At 49.2% G+C, this 16,794-nt stretch carries 16 protein-coding genes, 1 pseudogene and 1 riboswitch; of the genes and pseudogenes, 5 read left to right on the top strand and 12 right to left on the bottom strand.

Annotation, left to right across the window (positions count from 1 at the left end; genetic code table 11):
- Positions 1-838 (bottom strand): LLM class flavin-dependent oxidoreductase (locus ON064_RS11725; RefSeq protein ID WP_274624910.1); only part of this gene is annotated, 838 nt, incomplete at its 3' end.
- A 48-nt stretch (positions 839-886) separates the two neighbouring features.
- A complete protein-coding gene (locus tag ON064_RS11720; protein WP_274624909.1) occupies positions 887-1,687 on the bottom strand; it encodes an alpha/beta hydrolase in 801 nt (266 codons plus the stop codon).
- A 100-nt stretch (positions 1,688-1,787) separates the two neighbouring features.
- Here ON064_RS11720 and ON064_RS11715 point away from each other — a divergent pair, with 100 nt between their 5' ends.
- Complete coding sequence (locus tag ON064_RS11715) at positions 1,788-2,297, top strand: gamma carbonic anhydrase (protein ID WP_274624908.1); 510 nt, start codon at positions 1,788-1,790, stop codon at positions 2,295-2,297.
- A gap of 35 nt (positions 2,298-2,332) precedes the next feature.
- On the opposite strand, the gene metK is transcribed toward ON064_RS11715, so the two are convergent.
- Positions 2,333-3,529 (bottom strand): methionine adenosyltransferase, encoded by a 1,197-nt coding sequence (metK, locus tag ON064_RS11710; protein WP_058381154.1) that lies wholly within the window; start codon positions 3,527-3,529, stop codon positions 2,333-2,335.
- 204 nt (positions 3,530-3,733) lie between these two features.
- Positions 3,734-3,844, bottom strand: a riboswitch (SAM riboswitch).
- Positions 3,845-4,081: 237 nt separating this feature from the next.
- Here metK and pckA point away from each other — a divergent pair.
- A pseudogene (gene pckA / locus ON064_RS11705) lies at positions 4,082-5,607 on the top strand (phosphoenolpyruvate carboxykinase (ATP)).
- A 74-nt stretch (positions 5,608-5,681) separates the two neighbouring features.
- Here pckA and ON064_RS11700 read toward each other — a convergent pair.
- From ON064_RS11700 to ON064_RS11690, 3 genes are all read right to left on the bottom strand, one after another.
- A complete protein-coding gene (locus ON064_RS11700) occupies positions 5,682-6,506 on the bottom strand; it encodes an alpha/beta hydrolase family protein (RefSeq protein ID WP_407951615.1) in 825 nt (274 codons plus the stop codon).
- A complete protein-coding gene (gene ytkD / locus ON064_RS11695; RefSeq protein WP_274624906.1) occupies positions 6,493-6,945 on the bottom strand; it encodes an RNA deprotection pyrophosphohydrolase in 453 nt (150 codons plus the stop codon). Before ytkD ends, ON064_RS11700 begins: the two co-directional genes overlap by 14 nt.
- 67 nt (positions 6,946-7,012) lie before the next feature.
- Positions 7,013-7,459, bottom strand: a complete 447-nt coding sequence (locus ON064_RS11690; protein ID WP_121301190.1) for a Dps family protein — start codon at positions 7,457-7,459, stop codon at positions 7,013-7,015.
- 114 nt (positions 7,460-7,573) lie between these two features.
- Between ON064_RS11690 and yidD the strand changes: the two genes are divergently transcribed.
- Together yidD and ON064_RS11680 are read left to right on the top strand one after the other, a co-directional pair.
- On the top strand, positions 7,574-7,804 hold the full coding sequence (yidD, locus tag ON064_RS11685; protein WP_058381158.1) for a membrane protein insertion efficiency factor YidD: 231 nt from the start codon (positions 7,574-7,576) through the stop codon (positions 7,802-7,804).
- A gap of 108 nt (positions 7,805-7,912) precedes the next feature.
- On the top strand, positions 7,913-8,938 hold the full coding sequence (locus tag ON064_RS11680) for a metal ABC transporter solute-binding protein, Zn/Mn family (RefSeq protein WP_274624905.1): 1,026 nt from the start codon (positions 7,913-7,915) through the stop codon (positions 8,936-8,938).
- Positions 8,939-8,967: 29 nt separating this feature from the next.
- Here the strand turns inward: ON064_RS11680 and menC are convergent, their stop codons facing one another.
- The 6 genes from menC to ON064_RS11650 form a co-directional block, all read right to left on the bottom strand.
- Positions 8,968-10,029 carry an o-succinylbenzoate synthase gene (menC, locus tag ON064_RS11675; protein ID WP_274624904.1) on the bottom strand — a complete coding sequence of 354 codons (1,062 nt, stop codon included), beginning with the start codon at positions 10,027-10,029 and terminating at the stop codon, positions 8,968-8,970.
- Positions 10,020-11,450, bottom strand: a complete 1,431-nt coding sequence (locus ON064_RS11670) for an o-succinylbenzoate--CoA ligase (protein ID WP_274624903.1) — start codon at positions 11,448-11,450, stop codon at positions 10,020-10,022. Before ON064_RS11670 ends, menC begins: the two co-directional genes overlap by 10 nt.
- 91 nt (positions 11,451-11,541) lie before the next feature.
- Complete coding sequence (gene menB / locus ON064_RS11665) at positions 11,542-12,363, bottom strand: 1,4-dihydroxy-2-naphthoyl-CoA synthase (protein WP_058381162.1); 822 nt, start codon at positions 12,361-12,363, stop codon at positions 11,542-11,544.
- Between the two features lies 1 nt (position 12,364).
- Positions 12,365-13,186, bottom strand: a complete 822-nt coding sequence (menH, locus tag ON064_RS11660; protein WP_274624902.1) for a 2-succinyl-6-hydroxy-2,4-cyclohexadiene-1-carboxylate synthase — start codon at positions 13,184-13,186, stop codon at positions 12,365-12,367.
- The gene (gene menD, locus ON064_RS11655) at positions 13,183-14,880 is read right to left on the bottom strand and encodes a 2-succinyl-5-enolpyruvyl-6-hydroxy-3-cyclohexene-1-carboxylic-acid synthase (protein WP_274624901.1); all 1,698 of its coding nucleotides are present in this window, start codon (positions 14,878-14,880) and stop codon (positions 13,183-13,185) included. Before menD ends, menH begins: the two co-directional genes overlap by 4 nt.
- The gene (locus tag ON064_RS11650) at positions 14,867-16,258 is read right to left on the bottom strand and encodes an isochorismate synthase (protein WP_274624900.1); all 1,392 of its coding nucleotides are present in this window, start codon (positions 16,256-16,258) and stop codon (positions 14,867-14,869) included. Before ON064_RS11650 ends, menD begins: the two co-directional genes overlap by 14 nt.
- Before the next feature lie 160 nt (positions 16,259-16,418).
- On the opposite strand from ON064_RS11650, the gene ON064_RS11645 reads away from it, so the two are divergent.
- Positions 16,419-16,794 (top strand): UbiA family prenyltransferase (locus tag ON064_RS11645; RefSeq protein WP_274624899.1); only part of this gene is annotated, 376 nt, incomplete at its 3' end.

Raw genomic sequence — 16,794 nt, 5'->3', positions numbered from 1 at the left:
TTTCCGCGACAAGCAGCTTTTCAAATTTCGAATATTCGTATGCAGCTGCCTGTTCGGGAGGCGGCGTGCCGTCAGACGGCATGCCCTGTGCGCCCATCGCAAGCGACAAATCGAGTGAAGACGCAACATATTCTGCCTGTTCACGAGTTTCCTGGCAAACCGCGAAAATCGCAAAACCGGTATACGGTTCATCGCCTTTATGGGGAATGAAATTTTTTCTGTAGTTGGTTGCAAAGTCCTGTCCGCCTTCGCCGTTGATGAAATGGGCGAACATATAAGGCAAGCCTTTTTGGGCGGCCAATTGCGAAGATCCCTCCCCTGAGCCGAGCATCCAGATCGGGGGCGCTTCAGGCGGCACAGGGGTTGCAGTCATTCCATAATAGTCATGCGACTCCGGAATGCTGTTTTCCAAATACATGCGCAGCTCATCCAATTGTTCAGGAAAGCGCCCCGCATCCCGCAAGCGGCCATTCGATAAAGCGAACGATGCTCTCGGCATGCCGCCTGGCGCACGGCCCACTCCTGCATCGATACGCCCAGGATACAGGCTCTCCAATAAATTGAAGTTCTCGGCCACTTTAAATGCCGAATAATGCGGCAGCATGACACCGCCAGAACCCAAGCGGATCGATAAAGTCCTGGCGCCGATATGGCTGATCAGGATCTCCGGAGAAGAGCCCGCCAAAGTTTTGGCATCGTGATGTTCCGATACCCAAAAGCGCGTATAGCCCCATTGTTCTGCGTGTTGCGCCAACCGGACCGTATCGGCCAAAGCTTCGCTAGCTGTCTGGCCTTGTGAAATCGGGGATTGGTCTAATATGCTGAAACGAAGTGGCATCTTGATCTTTCCTTTCTATTCTTTAATGCAATTGCTGATCATAAAGTGTTATTGGCTGCGGCGACTTTTCTCGGATTCCGCTGCCGATTCGGCAAAGCACAGCACCGCCTGGAAAATTTCGTCCCGTTCCGGTTCCTGCAGCAGGTCGTGATAGCAAAACGGCCATTCCTTAAAATGGAATTCATTGACGGCTTGCTTGGACAGCCAAGTGCGCCCTGCAGTCGTGCGCGTAATCAAATCACGCTGGCCCGTGTTGAGCATGATCGGAATATCCTGAAGCTGCATTTGTGCTGCTTGTTCCAAATAGCTTTGCAATTCCTTCCACCATGCCGGTGAACTGAGCGATTGGATCGCTCGGTCGCTCCCCGCCGATTCATCCTGGAACTTGCGTCTCGTCAAATGGCGCAATTCGATGCCATGGTCGATTTTACCTTTTCCAGTAAGCTTGCTGATTCCGGACAACGCAAGTGTTGGCTTGCTCGGCACTTTTTGCAGTTCAAACCATGGCGACGTGAGAATAAGCGCTGCTATAGGATGGCGGTTTTCTCCAAGGGCATGGATGGCGATCGCTGCGCCGAGCCCATGTCCCGCGAGCACGACCGGCAAGTCATTGCCCGCTGCCAGGCGCAGCAGTTCAGCGGCCGTTTTATCATACTCGAAAAATGTTTCACGGTGTACCGAATCAGCTGCTGCTAGCGTCCCGTGGCCCGGCAAATCGCCCATATAGACATGAAAGCCACTCCTCCGCCATTGCTCGATTTGCCATGCATAGCGCTTATGTTCTTCGTATGCACTATGGATCAACACGATAACGCCTGTTGCATCGCCTTCCGCTTGCCATTTCCACATAATCCGCGCCTCCCCTATACAGCTTGATCGATTGACCTTTTCCGTTGTTTTGATACGATTAGAACTAATTACATCTTATCAATGATAAAGGAGCTTTGCCATGATCTATCCATATAAAGACAAATCACCAAAGATTGACAAATCGGCATTCATTGCCGATTATGCGACCGTCACCGGCGATGTGACGATCGGCGAGAATTCTTCTGTCTGGTTCAACACAGTCATCCGCGGCGACGTGGCACCGACTATTATCGGGAAAAACACCAATATCCAAGACCTGTCGATGCTCCACCAAAGCCCGGACAATCCGCTCATTTTGGAAGACGATGTCACCATCGGCCATCAAGTAACGCTTCACAGCTGCAAAATCAAAAAAGGCGCTCTCGTCGGGATGGGCTCGATCATTCTGGACGGCGCTGAAATTGGCGAAGGGGCTTTTATTGGCGCAGGCAGCCTTGTCGCACAAGGAAAGAAAATCCCAGCGGGCTCACTGGCATTCGGCCGTCCCGCAAAAGTGGTGCGTGAACTGAACGAAGCGGACAAACAAGATATGGAACGCATCGTTCGGGAATACGCGGAAAAAGCAGCTTATTATAAATCACTTCAATAGAAAAAGCAGGCGGAAAAATATCCGCCTGCTTTTTATTATGCGTTTGCTTGTTGTTTCAAAGCATCCGCTTTGTCTGTGCGTTCCCACGGAAGGTCGACATCCGTGCGGCCGAAATGGCCGTAAGCCGCTGTCTGTTTGTAGATCGGGCGGCGCAGGTCGAGCATCTTGATGATGCCTGCTGGGCGCAAGTCGAAGTTTGCGCGTACGAGTTCGATGAATTTGTCTTCGCTGACTTTCCCTGTGCCGAACGTATCGACAGCAATCGACACCGGATGTGCTACGCCGATTGCATAAGCAAGCTGTACTTCACATTTATCGGCAAGGCCAGAAGCGACGATATTCTTCGCCACATAGCGTGCTGCATAAGCACCGGAACGGTCGACTTTTGTCGCGTCTTTGCCGGAGAATGCCCCACCGCCGTGTCGTGCATAGCCGCCGTAAGTATCGACGATGATTTTGCGGCCTGTAAGCCCAGCATCTCCTTGAGGTCCGCCGATGACGAAGCGGCCTGTCGGGTTGATGAAGTATTTCGTTTCAGCGTCAAGCAATTCAGCCGGTACGACTGCATTGATGACGTATTCCTTCAAGTTGCGCTGGATTTGCTCTAAGGAAACTTCCGGATGGTGCTGCGTCGAAATGACGATCGTATCGACACGCACCGGTTTATTGTTTTCATCATATTCAATCGTTACTTGCGTTTTGCCATCAGGGCGCAAATACGGCAAGATTTCTTCTTTGCGCACTTCTGCCAAGCGGCGTGCGAGTTTGTGCGCCAGGCTGATCGGCAATGGCATCAATTCTTCTGTTTCGTTTGACGCATACCCGAACATCAAGCCTTGGTCGCCTGCTCCGATCTCATCCAATTCCTTATCGGTCATCTGGCCTTCACGCGCTTCGAGTGCCACGTTGACGCCTGCAGCGATATCTGCCGACTGCTCATCAATCGCTGTCAACACTGCACTTGTCTCGGAATCGAATCCGTATTTCGCGCGTGTATAGCCGATTTCTTTAACGGTCTGGCGGACCACTTTCGGAATGTCTACATATGTGGATGTTGTGATTTCGCCTGCGACAAGGACGAGCCCTGTCGTTACAGTCGTTTCGCATGCGACACGTGCATTCGGGTCTTCTGTTAGGATCGCATCCAGGATTGCGTCTGAAATTTGGTCGCAAATTTTATCCGGATGGCCCTCTGTTACTGATTCTGATGTGAATAATCGACGGTTTGTCAAAAAAACTTCCTCCTTATATCCTGCGAGATTGCTCTCGAAATTGATACGGTACTCGTTTTCCCATGTCAAGTCCGTTTCCGTTTATAGGAATTGAACTTCCAGCTTTTTCAGCCTGCACACGAGGATTAAGGGCATTCCATAAAAAAATCCCTTCTCTCATCTTCAAGCAATGAGGAAAGGAATAATCATCATAAGCACCTTTCACTCTTATCGTCCAAGGCATTCGCCTTGCTTCAGGTTGGGCACCATCGCTGCAATTGCAGCAGGTTGCCGGGTTTCATTGGGCCTGCACCCTCCACCAGCTCGGAATAAGAGTATCCGTTCAATTTCTCATCATACGGAATGCGGCAAGCACTGTCAACGTTTTTACCGGAAACGATTGTCAGACTTTTAAGCATGCATCTTTTTCTACTATTGAAACAGCACAAATCGTTAACATTGACAGATTTCTAGTTATTAGTATAGACTAATCGCGTCAATGTGTTATACTAATGTTCGAATATACATCTTCCCCATTCATTTGGGAATAAACGAAAAGGAAGGTACATATATATGACTTCAGTGAACCTAGCAAATGATTTGAAAGAGCTTTTGAACGGCTCGAATATTAATACGCAACTATCCGTTCCACAATTGGTGGAAGCTGCAACATCCCGCGGGGAGGCAGTATTGACGCGTGAAGGCGCTGTCAAAGCGGAAACCGGCAAATACACGGGCCGTTCGCCTAAAGACAAGTATATGGTAGAAGAGGCGATTTCGAAAGATAAAATTGATTGGGGCAGCGTCAACCACACGCTTTGTACGTCTTCAAAGGTTTTGCCGGCGCAGATCCTGAGTCGCGCCTGGCGATTCAGACAATCAATGAATACGCATGGCATAACCTGTTCGCCCATCAATTGTTCATCCGCCCGACTGCGGAGGAACTGAAGGCGCATGAAGCTGAATTCACTGTTGTTTACGCTCCGACTTTCCACGCAGACCCTGCAGTGGACGGAACGGATTCCGAAACCTTCATCATCGTTTCGATGGAAAAGAAAATCATCTTGATCGGCGGCACGGAATACGCTGGCGAAATGAAGAAATCCATCTTCTCGATCATGAACTACATCCTTCCTGAAAAAGGTATCCTGCCGATGCACTGCTCAGCGAACGTCGGCAAAAACGATGACGTCGCTTTGTTCTTCGGCCTTTCCGGCACAGGCAAAACGACTTTGTCAGCTGACGAAGACCGCAAATTGATCGGCGACGATGAGCACGGCTGGTCGGATAACGGCGTCTTCAACATCGAAGGCGGCTGCTATGCAAAAACGATCAACTTGTCACGTGAAAATGAACCACAGATTTTCGATGCCATCCGTTTCGGCTCTGTCCTTGAAAACGTCGTCGTTGACGAAGACACGCGCATCCCAGACTACGATGACGGATCGTTAACAGAAAACACTCGTGCAGCCTACCCGATCGATGCTATCGATAATATCGTCGTCCCTTCTGTTGCAGGGCACCCGAAAACGATCGTGTTTTTGACTGCGGACGCATTCGGCGTATTGCCTCCAATCAGCAAATTGACGAAAGAACAAGCGATGTACCACTTCCTTAGCGGCTACACATCAAAACTGGCTGGCACAGAACGCGGCGTTACTTCACCGGAAGCGACATTCTCGACATGCTTCGGCTCACCATTCCTTCCGCTTCACGCGACAGTTTATGCTGAAATGCTCGGCGATAAAATCGATGAGCACGGCGCAGACGTCTACCTGGTAAACACGGGATGGACTGGCGGAGTATACGGCGTCGGAAGCCGCATGAAACTGTCATACACGCGCACAATGGTTCGCGCGGCGATCCGCGGCGACTTGAACGGCGTGGATATGGAACACGAATCCGTCTTCGGATTGAACATGCCAACAGAAATCCCAGGCGTGCCGACTGAAGTATTGAACCCGCGCAATGCATGGGCTGATAAAGAAGCTTATGATCAAAAAGCACAGGAATTGGCGAAGAAGTTCAAAGACAACTTTGAAAAATTCGGCACTGTGGATGCTGGCATCAGCCAAAAAGGCGGCCCTACCCATAATTAATTACATCATAAAAGGATGGAGAGAAATGCACGATTTCTCTCCATCCTTTTTTTGTTTTATTCTCAACTACCGCGCTAAGCTTCTGCATTATTACGGACAGCTTCGGTTAAATCTTCTTTGCGCTTCTCCTGCTCTTTCATCCATACAGTCAGCGCCTTCGCAGTCTTGCGATTAGCCGTAGGAGGAAAAAAATGCGTGTACTCCGGGAAATACCAAGTTTCACATGGCTGATGGTTGAGCTGCAACGCTTCTTCCAACAAGAAGGCTTGCTGGGGCGAAACATTGTCGTCTTTCAAGCCGTGGATAATCAAGTAAGCAGCGTCGCTTTCCCCGATGCGCATCAGAGGATTGCGTTCTTCAAATGCCGGAAGCGCGGTATTTGGCGTGCCGCCGTAAAGACGTTTCATCATGCGGCGCATGTCCAGCCTCTCTTTATATGTCAGCACCGTATCCGTGACGCCTGCCCATGTGACGACGGAGCAAATATCGCTTCTCAGCACAGCAGTCCACAGCGCCATGATGCCGCCTCTTGAAAATGCCAGCAAATGCACAGGCCCTGCACTGAATTTTTTCAGCACTTCCACAGCATTTACGGCGTCATAGCGGTCTTCACCGGCAAACTCGTCTTTCCCTTCGCCGCCCCGATTGCCGCGGTAATAAGGCGCAAAAACGGTAAATCCCATTCCTGCAAATTGAGCGATCCGTGCCGGCCGCACCATGCCGATGGACTGGATGCCACCGCGCAGGTACAAGATTCCACTTTCGGCATCATCTTTTTTCGGCTGCGCCAGCAAGCCTTTAATACGCAAACCTTCAGACCAATACGTCACTTCCCGCAGTCGTACGTTTGGATTCGGCGAAGGATACCATCTCATCGATTCAATATCACCATTTTTCAACACTCTTCACCTTCTCTATAATCGCTTCCATGCCCGAGTCACGCATGAGGAAGCTGTAATTTTCATCGATCACAAGTTCAGGCACCAACACCGGGCCGTCAGTTTCCATCCACTCCACTTGCTTCATGTCCTCAATCGTGGCCGTAAATACCGTTTTGCTGAAAGGTTTATCTGTATAAACTGTATATTCCGCAAGCCAACTTAATTCATTCACAATGGCTCCGGTTTCTTCGTATACTTCCCGCTTCGCTGCCTCATCCAGCGATTCGCCTGGCTCGGCTTTGCCCCCGGGAAATTCAAGGCCGCGCATGGAATGCCTCGTCAACAGCCAGTTTCCGTTACACTTTCCTATGACCAGCACATGCCGGCTTTCGATCTGCGACTGTCCTTTTTCAAAAAATAAACGGCAAGTACAGCCGTTCAAGTCCTTATATTCCATCAAACATCCTCCCGGCTTCAGAAAAAGCGTACAACCGGCTAACGGTCGTACGCCCATTTCTTCTATTCTACTTCTTTTCGCCAAGAAATGCAGACAGCATCCACGAATGCTTCTCTAAGTTCTGATGGATGGCATTGAACATATCCTCTGTCATGTCATCGCCGTCTCCAGCAGCAAGTTCCATGCCTTTTTTCAAGGATTTCATGATCTTGTCGTAATCGGAAACGATGGTATCGACCATCTGCTCCGCGCTCTCGCTGCTGGTCGCTTCATCTACTACCGACAATTCGAGCTGCTCTTTCATCGTTGCTACCGGCTTGCCGCCAAGTGCGAGCAGGCGTTCCGCAATTTCATCCATATGAAGCGTCGCTTCGTTATAAAGTTCTTCAAACTTTACATGCAAGGTAAAGAAAGATGGCCCTTTGACATACCAGTGGAAATTATGTAATTTCGTATAGAGTACTGACCATGAAGCGACTTGTACGTTCAATTCTTCGTTTAATGCTGTTGACACAATTCATCACTCTCCATTTTTTTTTGATAAGCTCTTCTGCTTTATAAATACCTCTAGAAGCCCTACAATAAACATCAACGAACCGCAACCAAACAAGAAAAGAGTGGAATCACGATGAAAACCGCATTAGTGAAGCTGTTCCGTTTCTATCAACGCTTTATCTCGCCTCTGTCGCCGCCGAGCTGCAGATTCTACCCGACTTGCTCCCATTATGGGATCGAAGCGGTGGAAAAACACGGCGCATTAAAAGGCGGCTATCTCGCAATTCGCCGCATCTTAAGCTGCCACCCGTTCCATAAAGGCGGAGTGGATTTTGTCCCGGAAGAATGGCCCCCTAAAAAATAGGCGGGTTTTTTTCTTGTGTTCAAGAAGATTCTATTGTATGATTCTAAGAGTCAATAAAACGTAACGATTACATTTTATGAACACGCATTAAATTTGGAGGGACATTTTATGAAGAAACTAGCATTATTTGTAGGAATAGCACTCATTTTATTATTGGCTGCGTGCGGCAGCAACACAGAAACCGACAGTGGGGCTGAAAGCGAAGCGGCAGAAGGGAAACTTGATGTATACGCAACGGTTTATCCTCTCGTCTATTTTGCAGAACGCATCGGTGGCGAGCGTGTCGACGTCAAATCCGTTTACCCTGCTGGCGCCAACGAGCATAGCTTTGAACCAACCCAAAAAGACATGATCAATATGGCGGACGCCGATCTGCTCTTTTATGTCGGTTTAGGGCTTGAAGGCTTTATCGACAGCGCACAGGAAACGCTTCAAAATGAAGACCTCGAATTTGTCGCTACAGCAGACGGAATCACCGATGAACAACTTGAAGCGGCAGCTGGTGCACAAACTGAGGCACATAGTGAAGACGAGCATGGGCACGAAGAAGATGGACATAGCGACGAGGAGAGCCATGAAGAGGAAGAAGGCCACGAAGGTCATGATCACGGCTCCACTGATCCGCATGTCTGGATCTCACCTGTCCTGAGCCAGGAACTCGCCGCTTCTGTCCGTGATGCTTTAGCGGAAAAAGATCCGGAAGGCGCAGAGGAATTCGATAAGAATTATGAAGAACTCGTCGCTGAACTAGAAGCGCTTAATGAATCATTCCAAAACTTGGACGAAAAAGTTGAACGTGACACCTTCTTCGTGTCCCACTCAGCATTCGGCTATATTGCAGCACCTTACGGATTTGAGCAAGTGGCCGTCGCAGGCTTGAATAGCCAAGACGAACCATCCCAGAAAGAATTAACGGAAATCGTCGACATGGCGCTTGAAAAAGACATTCAATACATCGTCTTCGAACAAAACGTCTCGTCGAATTTGACGGAAGTCATCCAAAACGAAGTTGGCGCCGAAGCGATTGAAATGCATAATCTTGGAGTCTTGACCCAAGAAAACATCGACAACGATGAAACATATTTCACTTTGATGGAAAAAAATCTGCAAGCACTGGAAACAGTCTTGAAATAAAAAAACTCGCCGATCATTCGGCGAGTTTTTTATATGTTCAGCCTATATCCGATTCCCGGGCTTTCGCTTAATTTGATTTCCCCGTGCTCTACACGGATTTCTGGAGAGACGATATCTGTCTGCCAAAAATGGCCTGAATCTGAAAAATCCCCAGTCAGTTTCACTTCGGGCAGCGATGCAAGCGCCAGATTATGCGCTTTCGATACGCCAAACTCAATCATGCCGCCGACCCACATCCCGATCTGTTCATTTCTGCAGAACTCGACAACTTTCAAGGTTTCCGACCAGCCGCCAAGACGCCCCATTTTCAAGACGATAATATCCCCTGCTTGCTGTTCTGCCATGCGTTTTACATCGTCGAGGCTATGGATACTTTCATCCAGGCAGATTGGCGTTGTCATTTTTGAACGTGCAGCACTATGGGCTTCCCACTCCTGTTCGCCATATGGCTGCTCGATCAACGCAAAACCGGCCTGGTCGAATGCCAGCAGCTCTTCCAATGCCCGCCCTGAAAAACTGCCATTGGCATCGGCATAGAACGAAATCTCTGGATTGGCCGCAACCAAGCTTTTCAATAAAGCCGCATCGGTATCAGGTGAAATTTTCAGTTTGATGCGCCGATAACCTCTGCCGATCGCCATCTTGATATTCTGCGACAAATCTTCCGTTTCCCCTGCGACTACCACTCCTGCAGGAATCGTGGCATAGACTCCCCCGACAAATTCATAGAGCGGCACACCTTGTCGCTTGGCGAATAAATCCCATACAGCCATTTCCACAGCGGCTTTAGCCATATGATTGCCTTTGACTTTTGAGAATAAACGCGCCGTCTCAGCAGGATGCTCCATGTGCTCACCCAGCAATAGCGGAGCGAGCACCTGTTCCATCACAAAGCGGCTGCCTGTTACGGTCTCTTCGGTATACCAAGGCGTATCAAAAGCAACACATTCACCGTAGCCCTCGCGCCCTTCAGCGTCCCGGACGATCACTATCGTCACTTCCCGCTCTTGTACTTTCTGCAAGACAGTGATGAAAGGCTGGTTCAAAGGCTGGTTCACTTTACGGAATTCAATACCGGCAATTACAGCCATGTCTTCAATTCCTTTCTGAGCAATTTATTCGACGCATTCCTTGGCAACGCATCCACCATACGGAACAGTTTCGGCACTTTATAGCCGGCCAGCTGACCGCGGCAAAATTCCGCCAGCTCATCCAACACTTCAGGTTCATCGAGCACGACAAACGCCGCTGGCACTTCTCCCCATGTGCTGTCTGCCATTGCGCAAACACCGGCTTCCCGTACGGATGGGTGTGCCATCAAGGCTTTCTCGATTTCTGCCGGGTATACATTTTCGCCCCCTGAAACGAGCAAGTCCGAGCGCCTGTCGACGACATATAAAAATCCGTCATCATCCAAATAACCGATATCGCCTGTTGAGAGCCAACCGTCTTCCTGCACAGACCGGTCCTTGAACTTACCGATATAGCCAGGGGTCACTTGAGGCCCCTTGATGAGAATCTCTCCCGCTTCCCCTGTCTTTGCCCCGTCAATTTTTACCTGATATAAAAATAGCGGCTTGCCGGCAGAACCGATCTTCGTTTTCGCATCAGCTGGCTGCAAAGTTGTCGTCTGCGAGGATGTTTCGGTCATGCCGTAGGTTTGGAGCACTTGAATGCCATGCGCTTCCGCCCGCTGCAAATAAGACACCGGCACGGGGCCGCCCCCCGCCAGGATCTGCTTGAAGCGAGTGGAAACGTGGAGTTCGCGCTGCTCGATTTCCCTAAGTACTTGATCAAGTGTGACAGCGACCATCGAACTGTGCGTCACTTGCCCTTTGCATAATTCATCCGCACACACCGCGGCGTCGAATTTCTCGAAAAGCCGGACACCCATCCCGTAGACGAGCGACCTCATCAAAATCGAGAATCCGCTGATATGGAATAAAGGCACTGTGCACAGCCAGACATCGTCAGGCGACACACCTAAATTCAGCGCAGAAGACACTGCGCTTGAAAAATGGTTTTCAGCAGTCTGCCTGACCCCTTTTGGATTGCCCGTCGTACCCGAAGTATACATGATCGATATAGTCCGGTCTTTAGCCCATTCCACCTTCAATTCAAAGTCCGCAGATGGCGCCTGTCTCAATTGTTCAAAAGAAACCGGTTGCGATGCCGACACCTTCTCGTAGAGTTCACCATCTACAAACACCTGGCCCACCTTTGCATCTTCAATTTGATAAGCAAGTTCCGCTCCCGCCAGCCGTTCATTAAGCATGACCATTTCACAGCCGATATGCAGGCAGCCGTACATGACAAAAACAGCCTCAGCATTCGATTTAGCGAGCAACGCCACACGCGAATTTTCCGTGATGCCAAAATGCGCCAGCTTGCCGGCATAATCGAGTGCGATGCTATTGATTTCTGCAAATGTCCATTCATCCTCGCCGAACGATAAGGCTAATTGATTTCCCGTCAGGTAAGCACGCTGCGACAGCCAATTCGGATACGTCATTTTCAAAATCCTTTCTTCAAGCAAGTTCATTTATTAGCCATTGATTGAAAAAAGCTGCCTCCGAAGAAGACAGCTCAATTCATTCATATAATCAAGGGAAACGCGGGAATTGGCCGAAGTCCGGTTTGCGTTTTTCTTTAAACGCATCGCGGCCTTCTTTCGCTTCATCCGTTGTGTAATAAAGCAAAGTCGCGTCGCCAGCCATTTGCTGCAGTCCAGCAAGGCCGTCCGTATCAGCATTCATTGCCGCTTTGACGAAACGCAATGCAGTCGGGCTCATTTCGAGCATTTCCTCGCACCATTTCACGGTTTCGTCTTCCAATTGCTCGTAAGGCACAACTGTGTTGACAAGGCCCATATCAAGCGCTTCCTGTGCATCGTATTGACGGCACAAGTACCAGATTTCGCGTGCTTTCTTATGTCCGATGATGCGTGCCAAATAGCCGGAGCCATAGCCTGCATCAAATGAACCGACACGCGGTCCAGTCTGGCCGAAGCGTGCGTTGTCTGCAGCAATTGTCAAATCACAAACAACGTGAAGCACGTGTCCGCCGCCGATCGCGAATCCAGCAACCATTGCAACAACCGGTTTTGGAATGACGCGGATCAAACGCTGCAAGTCCAGGACGTTTAGGCGCGGAATTTCATCTTCCCCAACGTAGCCGCCGTGTCCACGGACGGATTGGTCGCCTCCTGAACAGAATGCTTTTTCGCCTTCGCCTGTCAAGACAATGACGCCGACATCCGAGTTGTCGCGAGCGCGTGAAAACGCGTCGATCAATTCATGAACCGTTTTCGGACGGAACGCATTGCGCACTTCCGGACGGTTAATGGTGATTTTTGCAATCCCATTGTATGTTTCGTATTTAATGTCTTCATATGTAAGTTCTGTAACCCATTGACGTGTTGACATACTAGTCCTCCTCATTAATTCCATTTAATCGTTCCATAACCATTGTAGCAAATTCAGCAGGTTTTTCCACATGAATCGCATGTCCCGCTGAAATGATGCGGTGTTCCGCGTTCGGCAATAATTCCTCCATCTCACGAGCGATGGCGCAAAACTTCGGATCCAGTTCTCCAGTCACAAGCAAAACTGGCATCTCCAATTCCGTCAAACAGTCCCAATAAGATCGCTGTGAACCTGTGCCCATGCCTTTCAAGCTATTCGCCAAACCTTGTGTAGATTGTGCCAGCCGTTCTTGTCTTATTTGCTGCCGCACAGATTCCGGCAATGATTTCTGGCTGTCGAACAACGGGATATTCTCCCATTTCTCAACAAATTGCTCTAGTCCACCATCAACAATATTAGTGGCTAGCTGAGCATCCCGTTCTCGCCGCTCTTCTCTTGCAGCTTCTGTTTTCAAGCCGGGTGAAGCACTTTCCAAAATAAGCTGGTCAATGCGGTGTGGAAATTCACAAGCATAGGCAAGCGCCGTGCGACCGCCCATCGAATAGCCGAGCAATGTGAATTTCTCCAACTTCATTTCCTTAAAAATGAAATCAAGGTCATCCAGCTGCCGCTCCATCGCATAACAGCTTTCGTCTGCCGGGCTTTCTGTCTGGCCATGCCCGATCAAGTCGATCGCCACTATTCGATAGTCTCTCCAGTTTTCAATGGCCATTTTCCATGTAGCAGTGCTGCCCGTAAAGCCGTGAAGCAAAATCAGGACAGGGTGGGCTCTATCTCCCACTATTTCAATATGGTAGCGAACACCATTCGCTATCAATTTCATGTATTTAGCACCTCATCGAGCCGGCTCCACAATTTCCGGTGAACCGTTACGTTATTCGCGCGGTTTGTTGCCACTTCAATGATGCGCACCGGTTTGTCTTTCGGCGTTCTAAGCGCCGACTGCAATTCTTCCACAGTCTCCGCAGAGAAATATTCCGCATCGTACATTTCAGCTGCCGCTTTGAACTGGATTCCAGTCGGGGTACCAAAAAGTTCCTCGTAATAGCGCTCTTCTTTCGACTGCGGCAAATAAGAAAATATCCCGCCTCCATCATTGTTCATGACAACGATCGTCATATCGGCAGCTTGCAGTTTCGATGCAAGCAAACCGTTCAGATCATGCAGCAAAGCCAAATCACCGATCAATAGATAGCCAGGCCGTTTATTCGCTGCCTGGATCCCGAAAGCAGTCGATACCACTCCGTCTATGCCATTGGCGCCGCGGTTGGCATAAATCCGGACGTCCCGTTGCGTCACCTGGAAATACGTATCTGCATCCCGTATCGGCATACTGCTGCTAACAGTTAAATCACATTTATCGAGCTCATCAAAAAAGGCTTTCGCCAATACGCCTTCATCCAATTCTTGTTGGCAATGGTTAGACATCGTCTCCTGCACCAATTCCCCTGCTTTTATCCATTGTTCGAGATACGGATTCGAGGATTTCGCTTCCAAACTCAACTTCCATAGGGCAGAAGCATGCTGTTGGATGTGATGCGTGACAGCTGATTGCGGGTCTCTGAGCATCGGGCTTTCATCGAGCACGACATAACTCGCAGGCTCGGCTTTCCCTAAAAACAGGCTGAGCGGCTTGGATACAGGCTGAGGCCCAATCCTTACCACTACGTCCGGCGCTACACTGTCAGCAAATTTCTCGTTCTTCAGCAAGGCATCATAGGAATCGACGATGACATCCATTAGATCATCAGGCACATTCGAGCGTAGATTCGACAACGGATCGGCAAGCACTGGCCAACCGAGGCGGCGGATAAACTCCCATTGCTCCGATGAAACCAGAGCCGTATTTTCCCCAGCGATCAGCAAGCCCCGTGAATGGCTGAACACTCCTCGTAAAAATGCCACAGCTTCATCAGTCAGCTGCTGACCGCTTTCAAAACGGTATAGCTCTCTTTTGCTTTCATAAGGCTGTTCGAAATCAATGCCAAGCGGTTCACGGAATGGCACATTCAAATGAACCGGTCCCTTTGGCGCGGTTTCAGCCATGGCTGCTGCACGCCCCAAATGGCGCTTCAAAAACTCTAAACGGTTGCCTTGCTCCGGCAACGGCAAATCAGCTGACCACTTGACATGGGAGCCGAATAAATTGATCTGGTTAATCGCTTGCGGGGCCCCGACTTCACGAAGCTCATGCGGACGGTCTGCCGTCACGACCAAAAGTGGCACACGCGCATAATAGGCTTCGACAATCGCGGGAAAATAATTGGCTGCCGCAGTTCCTGATGTACAAATCAAAACAACTGGGCTGTTCAAAGCTTTGGCCAAACCTAGTGCATAAAACCCAGCCGATCGTTCATCTATTTGCCGATACGTCTCTATCCCTTCCTGTTTCATAAAGGCATAAGCAAGAGGCGTTGAACGCGAACCTGGACTGATAACCGCCTTTTTTACCCCTGCATGTAACAGCGAATTTGTAAAAGCTGAAACATATTCAGTTAAAAATTCACGATTCGTCATGCAAATTTCCTCCCAGTACACGAAGCATTGGGCGGAACTTCACCCATGTCTCATCATATTCGGCTTCCGGCGTAGAATCTGCCACAATGCCGCCGCCTGCGAATAAATACGCTTTATCACCATCAAGCAAAGCGGAACGGATCGCCACAGCGAATTCGCCATCGCCTTTTGCGTCGATCCAGCCGATCGGCGCTGCATAATACCCTCTATTCAAGGGTTCATACAAACGAATTAAGCTCAATGCCTGCTGTTTTGGCTCCCCGCCGAGTGCGGGTGTCGGATGTAGCGCTTCAACAAGATCCAGTAACGAACTGCCTTTTTTCAACTTGCCTTCCACCGGTGTATACAAATGTTGTATATCCCGAATTTTCATCAGCTTAGGATTTTGCGGAATACGCGGATCTGAACAATGCTCCTCAAACACGTCACCGATCATCTGGACAACATACTGATGCTCGGAACGATTTTTTGAATCATTTAATAAAGCTTGTCCCAGCGCTTCGTCCTGTTCAACGGATTGACCTCGTGGGGTAGAACCCGCCAAACAAGTAGACAATGCTCTTTGCTGCTCTACTTTAACCAGGCGCTCCGGAGTCGCCCCGAAAAAGAATTGTTCGCCAGCTTCCAGCCCGAACAAAAAGCTTTCCGGCTGTTCATTCGCTGCTTGGTAGAGGGCAGAAGCCGGTGCTAAAGCTTCCTTAAAACGAAGTTCCAGCGCTCTTGCGATAACCACCTTATCGACTTCGCCTGCTCGGATTACGTCCGTCACTTTTTCGATGGACCGCATATACTCGTCTTTCTTCAGTTCCTTTTTGTCAGAAACTTGAGGTTTTCGGTACGCTTTTGGCTCTGAAACTTGCGCGCCATGAATTAGCCGGTCACGTTCTTTACGCAACATTTCAAAATCCATAAAGCTGTTTGGCTGCTTAGTAATCAAATGGACACTGACATACGCCTGCTCTCCCTTGATAATAAGCTGAAATGTCGGCACAGCAAAATAAGCCTGCGGGAAATTTCGCCACTCGCTCGGCTGATCGTTCAAAGGATCAAATGAAAAACCGCCGAATAGCACTGGCTGAACTGCTGTCTCTTCATTAACCAATTGGGCACTCAGCGCTTTCCAGTCCTTCTGAATACTGCTGAATCGTCCTTTATAATCGTCAGCCGTAAGCACATAAGCATGTCCAAGGCCCACCATCGTAAAGGACTTCTCACGGTTCTGCCAAAACATCCGCTTGCCTTCGTATTGTTCCTGCCCAGCTTCAAAAAATGCCAGAGCAGACATGGTTGATACTTCAATTGTTTCCGTGTAAAAGCGATAGCCGCTGAAGCGATTCGCTTCCATTTGTTCAGTTGATGAATACGATTGTGAATTCACCGGATTACCTCCGTTTACTGCAGCTTCAATTCACTGCGATACATTTTATCTCTATCTTCTATCATACCCCTTTCTCCGGAATTCAGCACAACATATGCTGTAAATCTCTGCGTTTTGAAGTACAATATAGGTTGGAAAGAAATGAATAGGAGAGATAGAAATGACACATTCCATACAAGCTGATAGTGGATGGCGCGTCTGGTGGCAGCTCACCCGGCCCCATACTTTAACGGCATCTTTTGCCCCAGTATTCCTAGGGACAATGATTGCAATCCATTATACCGCTTTAAATTGGGCGCTGTTCTTAGCCATGCTGATCGCAAGCCTACTGATTCAAGCAGCAACCAATATGTTCAATGAATACTATGACTACGCCAGAGGGCTCGATACTGAAGAATCCGTTGGCATTGGGGGCGCTATCGTCCGGAATGGTGTTTCACCGAAAACCGTTCTAGTTCTGGCATTCCTGCTCTACGCTATCTCTGCTGTATTAGGACTTTATATTGCAGCTTCTACCAGTTGGTGGCTATTGGCGG

It is taken from the genome of Planococcus sp. A6, from assembly GCF_028823615.1.
Classification (GTDB): Bacteria; Bacillota; Bacilli; order Bacillales_A; family Planococcaceae; genus Planococcus.
This window is presented reverse-complemented; position numbering and strand designations above follow the sequence as displayed.